The organism is Aequitasia blattaphilus, from assembly GCF_024721305.1.
Taxonomy (GTDB): Bacteria; Bacillota; Clostridia; order Lachnospirales; family Lachnospiraceae; genus Aequitasia; species Aequitasia blattaphila.
The window spans coordinates 23,776-36,309 of sequence record NZ_JAMXOD010000001.1; the positions used below are offsets into that span (position 1 = coordinate 23,776).

Annotated in this window: 12 protein-coding genes; all 12 read right to left on the minus strand. The window is 40.0% G+C overall.

All coding sequences use genetic code 11. From position 1 onward, the window contains the following. Window positions 1-6: 6 nt before the first annotated feature. Window positions 7-1,176: a hypothetical protein gene (locus NHH15_RS00110; protein WP_262064606.1), complete on the minus strand. Its 1,170-nt coding sequence runs from the start codon at window positions 1,174-1,176 to the stop codon at window positions 7-9. Next, window positions 1,173-1,454: a helix-turn-helix domain-containing protein gene (locus NHH15_RS00115; RefSeq protein WP_262064607.1), complete on the minus strand. Its 282-nt coding sequence runs from the start codon at window positions 1,452-1,454 to the stop codon at window positions 1,173-1,175. Before NHH15_RS00115 ends, NHH15_RS00110 begins: the two co-directional genes overlap by 4 nt. 258 nt (window positions 1,455-1,712) lie before the next feature. Further along, window positions 1,713-2,948 (minus strand): cytosine deaminase, encoded by a 1,236-nt coding sequence (gene codA / locus NHH15_RS00120; RefSeq protein WP_262064608.1) that lies wholly within the window; start codon window positions 2,946-2,948, stop codon window positions 1,713-1,715. Window positions 2,949-2,982: 34 nt separating this feature from the next. Beyond that, entirely contained in the window at window positions 2,983-4,245 is a 1,263-nt protein-coding gene (gene codB, locus NHH15_RS00125; protein WP_262064609.1) for a cytosine permease, read from the minus strand. Window positions 4,246-4,386: 141 nt separating this feature from the next. Beyond that, a complete protein-coding gene (locus NHH15_RS00130; protein WP_262064610.1) occupies window positions 4,387-5,010 on the minus strand; it encodes a V-type ATP synthase subunit D in 624 nt (207 codons plus the stop codon). A 12-nt stretch (window positions 5,011-5,022) separates the two neighbouring features. Next, window positions 5,023-6,420, minus strand: coding sequence for a V-type ATP synthase subunit B (locus NHH15_RS00135; RefSeq protein ID WP_262064611.1), 1,398 nt, complete (start codon window positions 6,418-6,420; stop codon window positions 5,023-5,025). Window positions 6,421-6,431: 11 nt separating this feature from the next. Next, window positions 6,432-8,198, minus strand: a complete 1,767-nt coding sequence (locus NHH15_RS00140; RefSeq protein WP_262064612.1) for a V-type ATP synthase subunit A — start codon at window positions 8,196-8,198, stop codon at window positions 6,432-6,434. After that, window positions 8,191-8,778 (minus strand): V-type ATP synthase subunit E, encoded by a 588-nt coding sequence (locus NHH15_RS00145; RefSeq protein WP_262064613.1) that lies wholly within the window; start codon window positions 8,776-8,778, stop codon window positions 8,191-8,193. The genes NHH15_RS00140 and NHH15_RS00145 overlap by 8 nt, the downstream gene beginning before the upstream one ends. A gap of 13 nt (window positions 8,779-8,791) precedes the next feature. Beyond that, window positions 8,792-9,100 carry a V-type ATP synthase subunit F gene (locus NHH15_RS00150; RefSeq protein ID WP_262064614.1) on the minus strand — a complete coding sequence of 103 codons (309 nt, stop codon included), beginning with the start codon at window positions 9,098-9,100 and terminating at the stop codon, window positions 8,792-8,794. 1 nt (window position 9,101) lies between these two features. Continuing rightward, window positions 9,102-9,533, minus strand: a complete 432-nt coding sequence (locus NHH15_RS00155) for an ATP synthase subunit C (RefSeq protein WP_262064615.1) — start codon at window positions 9,531-9,533, stop codon at window positions 9,102-9,104. A gap of 20 nt (window positions 9,534-9,553) precedes the next feature. Next, window positions 9,554-11,491 carry a V-type ATP synthase subunit I gene (locus tag NHH15_RS00160; protein ID WP_262064616.1) on the minus strand — a complete coding sequence of 646 codons (1,938 nt, stop codon included), beginning with the start codon at window positions 11,489-11,491 and terminating at the stop codon, window positions 9,554-9,556. Next, window positions 11,488-12,534 carry a V0D/AC39 family V-type ATPase subunit gene (locus tag NHH15_RS00165; RefSeq protein WP_262064617.1) on the minus strand — a complete coding sequence of 349 codons (1,047 nt, stop codon included), beginning with the start codon at window positions 12,532-12,534 and terminating at the stop codon, window positions 11,488-11,490. Before NHH15_RS00165 ends, NHH15_RS00160 begins: the two co-directional genes overlap by 4 nt.

The following is a 12,534-nucleotide window of genomic DNA, read 5'->3' on the forward strand; positions in this document are numbered from 1 at the left end:
ACCTCCTTATACGTTTATATGATGATTATCTGCCGCCAGAATAGTTATATTTTGTTGCATCTGCTCCCAATCGCGTGAGCAGGCACCAACTTTCGAGGCAGGAACACTTAGTAAAAATGCGCGAAGCCGAGGCAGGGACTTGCGTATACATCTTCCAGCAACAACCAAAACAGGAGGCGTTTCAAGAAACTTGGTCCAGCTCAAATGGTTGTACTCCTGGGTGGCGACAATTATTTGCTTCTCTTGCTCGAACACGTTGCTCCACGCGGATATTGCCATCCGAATGAAAGTCTCATCACCATCTTTCAAAAAATCCTGCATGTCTGACCCTGTGCTAAAACAAGAGTAAAGCACCAACGCATCTCTGAAGTGGGCGCATTCCTCCTCGCTGAAATCCTCATAAAGCCTGTAGCGCCAGATTGCTTTGACGACGTTGTAGAGGGTGGAAGCAAACTCAGCTTGGCCGTATAAATCATTCCCCCAAAGATCATGTCTTATGGCTGTAAGCCCATTTATGCAGTTAAATCGGATTACGGGTAGGCTGAGCTTGAAGGATGTCCCGCACTCCTTGCTGTAAAATGGAAGTCGGGGATTGTCATTTTCGGATTCGAGCATATAGTGGCAAAACAGCGAGGCGATGGATGCGTCTGCTGGTGTGCTTCTTAACTGAAAGCAGTGGGCAAAAACAAGATTCCATTGATTAATGTGTTTCGGGTCTTTGAAGTGCTTATTCAAATGATTTGCCAGAAAGTTCAGATGCTGTGCACCTTTCAGCCTTTCAACAAGCATCCAGTCTCCACGTTTCTCATCAAAGCTTCCGTATCTTCGCTTGTGTTCACGGGAAACATAATGGGCAATTTCGCTTAGATAAGTGGAAAACGATGATGTAAAGCGACACATCTCTCCGTCCTGTTGAAAAGAAGCAGACCATGCACACAGTGCGGTGTCCATTAACTCGCAAATAGCATCGTTTTCCGCAAAATTCTCCAGCTGTACAAACTTGGCGAATAATATCCGTTTGCTGTCTAGACCGTTTTTTGTAATATATTTGCGAATTTCATCTGGTGAATCAGGTCGTTGCACGAAGGCGTAAGCGTATTGCGCAACGCTTATATCGGTAAAAAAACGTTCTACGATTTCTTGTGTGGACAGCTGATTGATATTTAAAGTGTTCATTTTGTATTCTCCTCCTCACCAATTGATTTTTTAACTAACATATCAACAGAATATCCTGCAAAAAAATCACTATAATCGCATTTGAAGATATCAGTCAGTGCTAATAATTCGGTAAAATTGACATTATATCGACCCAATTCGATTTGTGAATATTGGCTTCTAGTCATGTTTATTCCATACAATTGAAATTTAATTACAACGTCTTCCTGTGTTAGATTATTCTTGTATCTAAGTTTTTTAAAGTTTTCCCCAAAATTTAAATCTTGCTTAACTTTCAATTCTTCCTCCTTATTGAAAACATATTAGTTATTATAAACTCTTGATATTCACTTTTGTGCTATGTATTCATTTCACAAACAAATTGTTAATATTAATTTACTACTATTATTCAAAAATATCAAAAGACGAATCGGCAATTGAACATGAGTGAGGAAGACGGATTACGAGATAACTTTAACTTTGAGAGTATTAAAATGTATTAGTAGAGAAAAACTCCCCAGTGTATCAATACCTAGGGAGTTTTCATTTATCATATCTTATATATACAATTGTTTAACAGCCGGGATTGTTTCGGAAATCAATCGACCAGTGCGGTATGATGCAAGGACAGCACCCTTTTGGTTCAGAGTCTGATAGAAGTCTGAGCCATCTAAGACAATCAGATTAGCTGGTCTTCCCACAGCAATGCCATAATTTTCGCCTAAGTGCAAAGTCTTTGCAGCATTGGTGGTCACAAGCTTGTAGCTATCAAGGATTTCTTGATACCCCATCATTTGGCATACGTGTAGTCCCATAAAAACCACATCCATCATATTGCCGGTTCCGAGAGGATACCAAGGATCAAAGATATCATCATGTCCCATTGAAACATTACAGTTGTTCGCTAATAATTCCTTGACGCGGGTTACACCACGGCGTCTTGGATAGGTATCCGTGCGTCCCTGTAGATGTGTATTTACCAGTGGGTTACATACAAAGTTAATTTCACTCATGGTGAGCAAACGAAATAACTTCAGTGTATAAGCGTTATTATAGGAATGCATTGCAGTGGTATGACTTGCAGTGACCCTATCTTTCATTCCAGACTCTAATGCTCGAGTCGCTAAGGTTTCCAGGCCGCGAGAGGCTTCGTCATCAATTTCATCACAATGAACATCAACAAGAACATCATATTTTTCAGCAAGTTTCATTGCCATATTTAAAGATTCTACACTGTATTCCCGGGTAAACTCATAATGAGGAATTGCACCCACGGCATCAGCTCCCATACGAAGAGATTCTTCAAGGAGTTTGGCGCCATTGGGATAGGAAAGAATACCTTCCTGAGGAAACGCTACAATTTGTATGGTGACATGATCTTTAAATTCTTCCCGAAGCTCAATGAGGGCTTCCATTGCGGTTAACTTGGGGTCGGTGGTGTCAACATGAGTGCGGACAAATTGTACACCGTTTGCAACCTGCATCTTAATAGCACGGCGAACACGTTCTTTTACATCTTCTTTGGTCAGAGATTCCTTGCGCTTGGACCAACATTCGATTCCTTCAAAAAGTGTACCGCTTTCATTCCAACAAGGTTGCCCAGCAGTTAAGCAAGTATCCAGATGGACGTGAGATTCGATAAAAGGAGGAAGGGCTAATTTACCGAAATAATCCTTTACCTCCTCCCCGTCTTTTGCTGTTAGACTGGGAGCAATTTCCTTGAAAAGTCCATCTTCGATTCGAACATCACTTGTTTCTTTATTATTTTCAATATGCAATCCTTTTAGTAACATATTAACTCCTATCTGTCTGCTATTAGCAGGCGTATTAATTCGATTCCCCGGGCATTTCCCAAGCGCTGCCTGGAATCTGTTCTTTCCTTCTGTCTAGTAAGGCGCCGATAAAGTAAGATATTGCTGCAATGACCATTGCATTGATGGATGAAATACCGATTGGAATAAAATTCGCACCAATGGCACCAGCAATTACACCAAGTATGGAAAAAATGCGGAAATCCTTTTGAGGTTCTTCGGATTCATAGTCTTTTTTCCGACAAAAGTAATCAAGAATCAGGATGATTCCGACTGGAGGAAGAGTCGTATTGAGAAGATTTAACCAACCTACAAAATTGTCATAGAGCCAAAGGGCAGCAACTGTTCCCAGTATTCCTCCAACCAAAGTGGTGATTTTCTTGGACTGACTTGTGATATTTGAAAGCCCGAGACCAGCAGAATATAATGCATTATCGTTGGTGGTCCAGATGTTAGCACCAAGTACTAAAATAGCAGGTATGGTAAGTCCTTGTGCAATCATTACGTAAAAGATATCTTCACTATTTGTATAGGCACCGCCAATTGCTCCAAAAAGGAACATTAAGCAGTTACCTGCAAAAAATGCGGTTACGGTAGTTGTAACAGCAATCCCCTTGCTTTTTGCAAAGCGGACAAAGTTTGGAGTGGTAGTTCCGCCACTGACAAAGGATCCAACAACAAGACCAACAGCAGTTAACATTGGCATCTGATCCGTGCCGAACATGCTTGATAAACCGCCAGATTGTGTAATAGCCATATACATAGAAATGATTCCGAGAATGGAGATTAACGGAACCGAAATACTACTTACAATTGTTAAGGCATCAATGCCAAACCAAGCCGATACAGTCATCAAAACACCGGCGATTACAACAAAGATGATTGGTGAAATCCCAAAAAGTTCGCTTAATGGATAGGCAAGCATTGCGACACCGACACCAAACCATCCAACTTGAGTTAAGGCAATCATTGCAGAGGGTAGATAAGAGCCTTTTTTCCCAAAAGAATAGTGAGCCAGTAAATCCATACTAAGTCCGGTGGAACTGCCCACATAAGCTAATAATCCTGTATATGCTCCTAAAATAACACTCCCAATTAAAATAGCTGTTAAAAAACCTGAAAATGATAAAGAATTTCCAAGTCTTGCACCAACGCTCATGCTGGCAGAAAAAAAGGTGAAACCAAGCATAATCACAAAGAGAGATAAAAATCCTTTGCGCTTGCTCAGAGGCACCTGAGATGATTCGAAATCTTTGCTTTCTTTGGTCTGTTGAACCATGATATTTCCTCCTAAGTTAAAATTATTAGTAAGAGTATACCATAAATGAATATAGCAGGAAAGAAAAAATCCAGACATCGTAGATAAACCCCTGCTAACCATAAGGATTAGCAAGGGTTTGCAATTTTCTAAATATAAAAATTATCTGCCGCTTCCATGCATTTTTTTAATAACCTTCAGTCTTGTAAACTCTTCCCGTTCCTTTTCTTCCAGCGCATTATTAATGTTTCGCACAAGAGAAGAATACATGGGAATGGTAATGTTTTTAAGCGCATTGGCGCGTTTTTGAGTCTTTTTGATATTTGTTGCAAGACGATACGCTGCATTTTCTACCATAGAAAGCTCAGCAGTCAGCTTTTTTACATCCCGAAAAGCTGCTCTTGTCATATCAATGGATTCGTGAGTTGTGCCGAAGGAATAAGTCATTTCATTTTTTCGCATATCATATTTCACGTGAGGTATTTCTGTTCCCATGATACTTCTGAGTTGTATCTGTATATTATCGTCGATTGGAACAGTAAAAGCAATTTCCTGTACTTTACTAATACCATTCTCAATATTAGCACGCTGTAAACTTTGATATGCTTTTGTAAAGGTGGAATCAATTTTATCCTGAATCTCTTTTGCCTGGTCAATAAGCCCCATAAGCTCTTTCAGAAGAATGTTTCTCTTCTTATCCATGAGGTCGTAACCCTGGTGTGCCAGAACAAGAGAGTTCTTTGCTAAAATCAAATTACCCTTTGTGGGAAACTCTCGTGGATCCATAGGCTACCTCCCTTAAATTTCTGGTACTTCATCAGGTGAATTATGATAGTACTTGTCAATAATCTTTGTATCAATACGGTCTAACTCTTCTTTTGGAAGAAGGGATAGAAGCTTCCATCCAAGATCTAAAGTTTCTTCAACCTTTCGGTTTTCGGTAGGTCCTTGTCCAATATAATGCTTTTCAAATTCTTTACCGAATTCCAGATACTTTTTGTCAATGGGTGAAAGTTCGTCTTCACCAATAACAGAAGCTAAGTTTCTTGCCTCTCCTACTTTAGCATAAGAGGAGAAGAGCTGATTTGCCAAGTCTTGATGATCTTCTCTGGTATATCCTTTACCGATACCATCTTTCATAAGACGGGAAAGGGAGGGAAGGATACTAATAGGCGGATAAATAGATTGACCGTTCAGATTACGATCCAAAACTACCTGTCCCTCGGTAATATATCCGGTTAAGTCTGGAATTGGATGGGTAATGTCATCATTTGGCATGGTTAGAATCGGAAGCTGTGTTACCGATCCTGAAGCATCCTCTATAATACCTGCACGTTCGTATATGGTTGCCAGCTCACTGTAGAGATAGCCGGGATAACCTTTTCTGGAAGGAATCTCACCCTTTGAGGAAGAAACCTCACGAAGTGCCTCACAAAAAGAGGTCATATCCGTTAAAATAACAAGAATATGCATATTACATTCAAAGGCCAGATACTCTGCCACAGTAAGGGCTACCCTTGGAGTAATTAATCTTTCTACTACAGGGTCATTTGCTAAGTTTAAGAACATACATACGTGGTCAGATACACCACTTTCATCAAAAGTTTTCTGGAAGAATTCTGCTACATCGTGTTTTACACCCATAGCTCCAAATACAATTGCGAATTCTTCGTCGGAGTTGCTTCCAAGAGAAGCTTGTTTTACGATTTGTGCTGCGAGCTGGTCATGAGGAAGACCATTTCCGGAAAAGATGGGAAGCTTCTGCCCACGAATTAAAGTGGTTAATCCATCAATTGCTGAAATTCCGGTGTTAATATAGTTTCTGGGATATTCTCTTTTTACAGGATTAAGAGGCAGACCATTTACGTCCCGGAAATCTTCTGAAACTACGGGACCCAATCCGTCAATTGGTTTTCCTACACCATTAAAGGTTCGTCCAAGCATATCTGGGGAGACACAAACTTCCATGGTATGCCCAGACAGACGGGTATGGGTGTTTTCAAGAGACATGTTTTCGGTTCCTTCAAAAACCTGAATAATTGCCTTATCCTCATAAAGCTCGATAATACGTCCCATTTTCCGTGTTGTATCATCAACAAGGAATTCTACTATTTCATCAAAAAATGCGTCCTGCAGGCCTTCCAGCACGACGAGAGGGCCGTTAATATTACTGAGTCCAAGATATTCTATAGCCATAATTTTCCCTCCTACGCATTTTTACTAATTACATTATTGTAAAACGTATCAATATCACGTTTATACATATCCAATAGTTGCAAATTATCATTTGGTACATCGTATTTGATTGCAATAACCTTTTCAAAAATACCCTCAGACTTTAATACCGACATAGGCATTCCCATTGCAATAAGTTTACGGCTTACCTTGTAAAGATACAAAATGACATCCATCATCTTAAACTGTTTTTCCAAAGTGACACTCGTGTCATCTTTATGGAATGCATTTTGCTGTAAGAATCCCAGACGGATGACCCGGGCAATCTCCAGAGTCAGCTTTTGATCATCAGGGAGAACATCTCCACCAATCAGCTTTACAATCTCCATTAATGAGCTTTCTTGATTTAAAAGTGTCATAAGACGATTTCGATAGTCAATAAATTTTGGAGACACATTATCGGTATACCATCCGCTTAAATCATTTAAATATTCACTGTAGCTGGTAAGCCAGTGAATTGCAGGGAAGTGTCTTGCATAAGCCAAAGACTTATCCAGACCCCAGAAGCAGCGGACAAACCGCTTTGTATTCTGTGTAACCGGCTCCGAGAAATCCCCACCCTGAGGGGAAACAGCTCCAATAATGGAAACGGAGCCGGTGGAACCATTTAAAGTCTGCATCATGCCTGCACGCTCATAAAAAGCAGAGAGACGAGAGGCCAGATAAGCAGGGAAGCCTTCTTCGGCAGGCATCTCTTCCAAACGTCCTGATAATTCACGAAGAGCTTCTGCCCAGCGTGAGGTTGAGTCTGCCATGATGGCTACATCATAACCCATATCACGATAATATTCTGCCAAAGTTAAGCCTGTGTAGATAGATGCTTCACGGGCTGCAACAGGCATATTGGAAGTGTTTGCAATTAACACCGTACGATCCATAAGAGGGTTTCCAGATTTCGGGTCAATCAATTCACCGAATTCTTCTAAAACCTGAGTCATTTCGTTTCCACGCTCGCCACAGCCAATATAAACAATGATATCGGCATCAGACCATTTTGCAATCTGGTGCTGAGTCATGGTTTTTCCAGTACCGAAGCCACCGGGAATTGCGGCAGTACCACCCTTGGCAATTGGAAACATGGTATCAAGGATTCTTTGTCCTGTTACCAAAGGAATACTTGCTGGATAACGGTGATGCACTGGGCGGGGAACACGAATAGGCCATTGTTGTGTCATCGTTAAATCGACGGTTTCGCCGTTGTTTTGCTTTAGGGTTACTAATACTTCGTCAATGGTATATTCTCCGTCTGGGACAACCTTAATGACCGTTCCGGAAATATTTGGAGGAACCATACATTTGTGAACAATTGCCTGAGTTTCAGGTACTTCAGCAATGATAGTACCACCACTTAAGACATCTCCCTCGTTGACAGTAATGTGGGTTTGCCACTTTTTCTGCTTGTCCAAAGAGTCAACGGAAACTCCTCGTGTAATAAAGGCGCCTCCTTCTTCTGCAATGTTCTCTAAAGGCCGTTCGATTCCGTCAAATATATTATTTAAAATACCGGGTGCCAAGGTTACCGAAACGGCACTACCAGTAGATTCTACATGTTCTCCCGGACGAAGGCCGGAGGTTTCTTCATATACTTGAATCGTTGTAGTATTTTTATCCAGAGAAATAACTTCTCCTACAAGATGCTCATCACCTACATGTACCATTTCTGACATCTTAAATGAAGTCTTTCCCTTTAGGTAGATAACGGGACCATTGATGCCATGAATTACTCCTGTACTATTCAATTCCCCCACCTCCCTTGAATGCGAAATTTTCGTACTCTGTTTCCAGAGCATCTTTAAAAGCATGATCGATTAAGATATTACGATCTTGAATGACACAGCGTACACCACCAATAAAATCCTCAGAGCTTAAGGTGAGCTTCATCCCGGTTACTTCCTGAATATGCGCCATCTTGCCTTCGTCGGAAGGGTTGATATAGATCGTCATAGAAGCACCGTTAGCATACCTGGCAGCCCCTTGTATGTAGTTGATTAGTAAATTTTCATAAGCTGGGGTTTTCATATAATCATCCAGAAGCTCACGAACTTCTACAAACAACTTTTTTTTCAGCTGCAACTGTGTGCTGCTGAGTTCCTTTTTCAGCTCTAGCTGAGCTTTTGAAGATGCCATATTTAGTTGCTGTTTTGCTGAAATACGCTCTGCCTTTATACGGGTTTCCTTTTGTAGAAGAGTCTCTTGTTTATGCTGATTAAAGACATCATTCAGAGCATTTTCGTGCTGCTTAATAATTGCATTGCCTTTTGCTCTGGCTTCCTCCATTGCAGCCTCTCTAAGAAGATCCAGTTTCTTTTCTATATTCACTCACTTCACCTCTTTACAGTTTTAGTCCTATTGCTTCGTTTACATAGGAAGTGATAAAATCTTTTTTACGTCCGGTTCCGTGTCTGTCAGGAATCTCAATCAAAAGAGGCATGGTACGTTCTAACTTAATTTCATCAATTAAGTCGGGAAATTCTCTTCCGAATTTCTCGGTCAGCAAAATGATTCCAATGCTTTTATCATTCATCGCATCTTCAATTGCGTTCCGAAGCTCTTCTTTCTCATGAACAACGATGCCGTCAACACCAGCGAGGCGCATCCCTGTCAGAGTATCGATATTATCACTGATTAAGTACATTTTCATATTAAAGCTTACCTATGATCATGAAGGAGATGATCAGTCCATAAAGACAAACACCTTCTGCAAGACCAACGAAAATTAAGGACTTACCAAGTGCGCTTGGGTCTTCACTAATTGCACCAAGTGCAGCACTGGCAGCGCTGGCAACGGCAATACCACCACCTACACATGACAAACCGGTTGAAAGTGCAGCGGCCAGATAGCCAAAGCCTGTTGCGTTAGAAGCGGCAGACGCAGTCTCAGCAGCGAGTACAGAATCGCCACCGAATAGCATAATTCCGCCGATTACAAGAGCTCCAAAGAAAAAGAAAACATTGGTTCCAATTGCCTTTTTGTATCTCTTTTTATTTTTTTCTCCGATTAGATAATATCCGAAAGGAATAATAATACTTAGAATAAGAGTTGCAACTAATAATAATTTGATTGGTAAAGTCATGATAATATCCTCCTAATTTTTTACTTTACTTTATTGTGGTTATTAAAGGGTTTAAATTCACGACCCGTCCCCTTATAAAACCGGCTAAACATTTCATAATATTCTAAACGTAGTACTTGGATGCCTACGATTAGTCCTTCAATTCCGACTACAATTAAATTTCCTACAATGATTCCAATCCAGTTAATCTGACCTTTATCAGCACCTGCCAGCATTAGAACAACCTGCATAATTGCAGCATGACTGACAGCGAAGGCACCAATACGAACATAGGATAAGGTATTGGAGAAATAGCTTAATAGTGTTTCAAAAAGTTCAAAAAATCCTTGAACAAGGAACATACCTTTTCCTTCTTCGATTTTCTTGTGGTTCCGGGTGACCAGATTTGTCAGTGGCTCCTTGAAAACAAAGAGAATAATCGGTACTCCTAAGAAAATAGCTAATATTATATTGCTTGGTGTCTTGTGTCCGGTGAAGTACAAAAAGACCACGAAGGCAAGAAAACCATAAAATACCAATCCTGCGACGCCGTTTTGTGAGAACCAGAGATTCTCTGTGTCTTTTGCACGGATTGAGTTGATAATCTGAAAGATCATTACCAGCAGATTTAATGCAATACCAAATGCAATTGCAACAATAAATACGGTATTAAGCTGTCCAACAAAAGGAAGCTTTGTCATTGCATGTACTGGCCTTAACCAGTGAGCTTCAATAATGTCTTCAAATCCAAATACACTTCCAAACATTAATCCGAAGAACATCGAAAAAATTCCTGCAATGGAAATGATTCCAGCTAAATTAGACTTTTTCGTGAAGTAAACGAGTCCACCAATGAGGAAAAGGCAGAAGCCCTGACCTAAATCACCAAACATTGCTCCAAAGATAAAAGTGTAGGTAACAGCTAAAAAGATGGTAGGATCCATTTCGTTTTGATCCGGAAGACCATACATACGTACAAACATCTCAAAAGGCTTGAAAAGTTTTGGGTTTTTCAGTTTGGTAGGAGGTTTTCCGAAGAATTTCTCTCGATCCTCCTCTACAACAGCAAAAACTTTTTCATCATGTTCGATTTCTTTTAAAAATGATGCAACATCTTTTTCCCCCATCCAACCACAAATAATGTAGTGATCTTCTTGGTTGTTTTTAATGCGGGCTGCCATTTTACGAACATCAAAGTTGTTGGAAAGCTCTTCCAGGCGATGTTTAGCCGCGATTAAGTTAGTGCTATGATCCACAACTAATTGCTTCATCTGTTTATCAAGAGCAATCATTTCCTGCTTCATACCCTTTACCTGCTTATCCAACTCATTGTATGCAGAAGCAGGGGAGCCAGTATAGGCGTCAGGCAATCGGATGCGTTCAAAATGCAGAGAACTGAATATGGAGTCTACTTTTCCCATATCTGCGTTCGCAACGAAGTAGCAGCCATATACGTAATTCTCATCTCTGGTAGATTCGATAAAAATCGCCTTAATATCTTTAAACAGATATTTTTCCAGCTTTTGATAATAATCAATGCCAATACGGCCAAAGCGTGTTTTGATAAATTCATAGTTTAAAACCTGGTGCAAATCCATTTCTAAAGAACGAAAGGGAAGAAGTAAATTTCTCTTTTCTTTCAGGACTGCACGGTCTTTGCGGATTTTATCCTGCTTATCCTGTAGCTCAATTGTTTCATGATTGAGTTCACGGATTAAATCTAAAATTTCCTCTGTGGATAATTTTGTTTCAGGAGTATCTTTATCCGGTACATCCAGAGCAGCTACAAACTTTTCGGCTTTTGCCAGTGCATCCCGATAAGGGTTCACGTCCACAAAGGGCATAAGGTTATCTGTAGTTTTTAACTCTGTTACGGCATTTTCAAGCTGCATCTCATACTTACTAAGATAGAGATCACTTACTCTGTCGATATCTGTCCTTGGACCTGTGATACTTAAAAACTTCATTTTGACTATCATTGAATCACACCTCCTATATATCCTAATATTTCTCTTGAAGATAAGCCGTAACGAATACATTCAAGGGCTGTTGTTAGTTTGGTGATTTCAGTTTCCTTTAGAAAAAAATACGTATTAATAGAGGCGACAGAATAAGGATTACTCCTTCTATCTGCCAAATAAAGCTTAATCATACAATCGTTATACATTTGTTCCAGTGTTTTGGTATTATCGATGTTATATTTCTTGGCGTAAGAAGTCTCTTGAACCTTTGCAATAAACTCGTCTACGCTTGGGGCTTCTACAAGATCCTTGAATTCATCCACGCTGAATCGATATTGTACGGGGATGGTCATGGAATAGATATCAGGAGCCAGCATATTGTAATACTTTTTTGCTCTGTATATCCATTGTAGATTTATTAAATCAATGGCTGTACCCATATCTCTTGTAAATAAATCTAATTCCTTTTTGTTAAGAGCCCTTTTTCTGGATTTCCAAATGGCGGAAAAAGAGTACAGCTCCAGTGCTAAATCATAATCAAATATGGTAGCTGCTCCAGACTCATGTATTTGTTGCAGTGGTTTATAATATTCCGTGTCCTTAATATTCTCAATCAGGTCATCTACACTTTTGGAGGTAACCAACCGATCAATTGAAAGCTGAGAGTATTGATCATAAAATGGTTTTTTATAGTCCAGGTCAAAGGGCCAGTCGTAATGGTTAAACAAAATACGAAGGCAGTAGTTAATTAAATCCACTTCGTAGTGCTTAATATAAAACTTCATGAATTTTCGTTGTGTTGCATTTGCAAAACGGTAAACTCTTGTGTAATCATCATAAAGTGATTGAATTAACATCTTTTCAACGTGACGCCGATGATATAAGGATGGATCCATCTGGTTAATATATTTCTCGTAACCAGGGCGCTGCTTTAGAAATTCAATTACCTCAGGAACATTTTTCATATTGGAGATTTCCTCAAAATCCTGCTCCGTCAAAAGCTTTGCTTCCATTGCTTTGATTTTGGTTACGATTCCACTGTATGCCATCATACTACTCAT

Coding starts and splice junctions, on each gene's coding strand:
- NHH15_RS00110 (WP_262064606.1), bottom strand. CDS start 1,176: ATGAACACTTTAAATATCAATCAGCTGTCCACACAAGAAATCGTAGAA.
- codA (WP_262064608.1), bottom strand. CDS start 2,948: ATGTTACTAAAAGGATTGCATATTGAAAATAATAAAGAAACAAGTGAT.
- codB (WP_262064609.1), bottom strand. CDS start 4,245: ATGGTTCAACAGACCAAAGAAAGCAAAGATTTCGAATCATCTCAGGTG.
- NHH15_RS00130 (WP_262064610.1), bottom strand. CDS start 5,010: ATGGATCCACGAGAGTTTCCCACAAAGGGTAATTTGATTTTAGCAAAG.
- NHH15_RS00135 (WP_262064611.1), bottom strand. CDS start 6,420: ATGGCTATAGAATATCTTGGACTCAGTAATATTAACGGCCCTCTCGTC.
- NHH15_RS00150 (WP_262064614.1), bottom strand. CDS start 9,100: ATGAAAATGTACTTAATCAGTGATAATATCGATACTCTGACAGGGATG.
- NHH15_RS00155 (WP_262064615.1), bottom strand. CDS start 9,533: ATGACTTTACCAATCAAATTATTATTAGTTGCAACTCTTATTCTAAGT.
- NHH15_RS00160 (WP_262064616.1), bottom strand. CDS start 11,491: ATGATAGTCAAAATGAAGTTTTTAAGTATCACAGGTCCAAGGACAGAT.
- NHH15_RS00165 (WP_262064617.1), bottom strand. CDS start 12,534: ATGAGTAGTATGATGGCATACAGTGGAATCGTAACCAAAATCAAAGCA.